The organism is Leptospira yasudae (genome assembly GCF_003545925.1).
GTDB classification, from domain to species: Bacteria; Spirochaetota; Leptospiria; order Leptospirales; family Leptospiraceae; genus Leptospira; species Leptospira yasudae.
This window is the reverse complement of record NZ_QHCU01000017.1, coordinates 1-2385: the sequence shown is the minus strand read 5'-3', so window position 1 is coordinate 2385 and position 2385 is coordinate 1. Positions and strand designations below refer to the sequence as shown.

At 41.8% G+C, this 2385-nt stretch carries 3 protein-coding genes; all 3 read right to left on the bottom strand.

The features are described from left to right. Positions 1-421 precede the first annotated feature (421 nt). Entirely contained in the window at positions 422-631 is a 210-nt protein-coding gene (locus tag DLM76_RS21355; RefSeq protein WP_118966536.1) for a hypothetical protein, read from the bottom strand. A gap of 130 nt (positions 632-761) precedes the next feature. Then, positions 762-1406: a hypothetical protein gene (locus tag DLM76_RS21350; RefSeq protein WP_147455821.1), complete on the bottom strand. Its 645-nt coding sequence runs from the start codon at positions 1404-1406 to the stop codon at positions 762-764. 14 nt (positions 1407-1420) lie between these two features. Then, the coding region (locus DLM76_RS21625; RefSeq protein ID WP_158586414.1) for a hypothetical protein at positions 1421-2385 on the bottom strand (965 nt) is incomplete at its 5' end.

Below are 2385 nucleotides of genomic sequence, written 5' to 3'. Positions count from 1 at the left end.
CGCGCCGCTCATTCCCCGGTCGATTAAGTCGCTAAGCGTATTTAACTTTTGTTCAGGGGTATAGCTGATATAGCCGGGTCCGGGCGAGTTCGCTGCGCGAAACGCGCTCTCCGCTTCAATCAGCACCGCACCATTCCGCTCTCTGTAACAAAAACAGAATATTCCAAATACATGGTGCAATGCAGGATTTACGCTACGATCACTCTCGCGGAGTCTGTGGAAAAAAGAAAAAGTAGAGGGGTTAAGCAGCCGGATTCGACTCTTTGATGCATCAAAGAGTCGTCCACTGCATACAGTTGTAAATTAGAAAGGAGAAGAAGGAAAGAAATTCTTGTTCATCTATTCTTTTGTAAAACAAAATGTCTTTGAGCTAAGAATGTTTAAATCACACCCGATCTTTCGCTCGTCGTCATACATCTTCTTACTTCGGAAGATACGGCAGGATTCCCTGAATCCGCTCCAATGACTCAGGCAACATCTGAACCTTTACAAGACTTTCCTTCTCCGGATCAAAGTAAACGCAACTTACTTTCGGGCTCCAAGCTAAATCTACATACATCTGTTGACCCGTCGCTTTGTTTCTAACAGCTTCGCCTAATTCGAAGCCTTGTTCAGTTCCATTCTCTTTCATACAAGCTTTCTTTCAACCTTTGAAATCCCTTTATTCCACCGCCTTCGGCTCCGTATCAAACTTGTCTTTGTCCAAAGCAAAAAGTGGAGAATACATCACATTTATCTAAATGCCGAGGTCGCTTAGTTTTTTAATACGTAGGGCTGTTAGCTCCCTCCGCTTCAAGTTGAAGTGCGCCTTCGATGTCGACTAAACAAGAGTCAAAATTTCCTTTTTTCCGCGCATTAGGATCAGACCATACAATTGGCAGTTCTTCAAATACTTCTCCAATTCTGTTCTTTCTATCTCTTTGGATTACCTCTTCGCTCCCAATCTCTTTTAAATCAAAAGAAAAATACAAATACGGTCTTTGTCTTTCTGATTCTTTCACATACTCTTTTAAATACAATGTTTCACCAGCATTAGAAACAGTGAATGTTTTCTTTTCAGAATCGTATTTTAAGGGAAGATCAATCGATTCGATAGGCTGCTCTTCCTTCATTGAATTAAAACCGAATCGAATCTTTTCTTTCTTTGGATCTAATTCCATACAAAAATAAGCCCTCTTATTCCTTCTTTTCTTACCCAAAAATTCCATTAAATCATCGGACATTTTTTGCAACAAAAGATCACCTCCATATGAATTGATCAATTCCAAGTCTGCTGCAATTTGTTGTTTAGAAGCAGTTTCTGTAACTTCTGCATTTTGTTTAGGCTCTTTACAAGAACTCGCAAATACCAATACAAAACAGCTCCATATCACGGATACTAAGGTGGTATATATTCTAAACTTCATATTTTCCTCCGTTATCATAAATACACTTTATGAATTTTGTTTTTTGACAAATATTCGCTGATGGATTTCGACTGAACGCGTGTTGATGTATGATCAGAAATCTTCACATCATACGTCCCATCTGCGTTTTTCACAACGATTCCGGTCAAAAAGTGATTAGCGCCAGCCGCACTGTCGTTGTCCACATGAAATTGAACGACAGATCCTTCTTTAATAGCGCCTTTTGTAACACTGCCCTGAATAAAATCTCGAATCGATCCTTCCGTCAATGGTGTCAGGTCAGGAACATTCGGTGCAGGTAATGTAACCCTTCTGTCTGTTGACCCCGGATTGATTCCCCCTCGATCATAAACAAAAGATGTGCTGGATGGCTGAGGAACCCCCATGCCATTATGGACTCGATATGGTTCAGTCGTTGCACTCACATCTCCTCGTCTAAACTTTGCAATCGCATATTCAGCAAAGCTCCCTTCAAACGAACCGTTCATAACCCCTTGCACGAAATTCGAATACATTCGGCAAATCGGACTCCCAAACGAGTTTGCAAGCTCAGACGAATCCTTTCCACTAAAAATAAACGCCTTCACCTCGTTAAAGTATTTTTCGCCGCTAGGACCATGAGCGGCCGGATCGTAGGTAAAACCCGCTCCATTCTCTCCATACTTGGATCTCATGTATTCGATTGTCCCCATCATCTGCAGTTTGAGTCCGCTGTTCGCTCCCGATTGTGTTGTATGAACCACATCCGTTAACTTGTTGTAAAGTGCGGTTCTTGCCGCCAATCGTTCCCCTTCCGGTAAGCTCTCGATCGCACGAGCTGATTGAGTCTCAAAAGCTCTTTGAACTGTTTCGGTGTATTTGATAGAGTTATTCGCGGAAAAGAACAATTCTCCAGATTTTAAAATCTCCGCTTTCGTGATGTATTTTGTTTTCCCATCCGAATCCTTGTAGGCAAACTTGTGGTTGTCAGGTAAGGCAG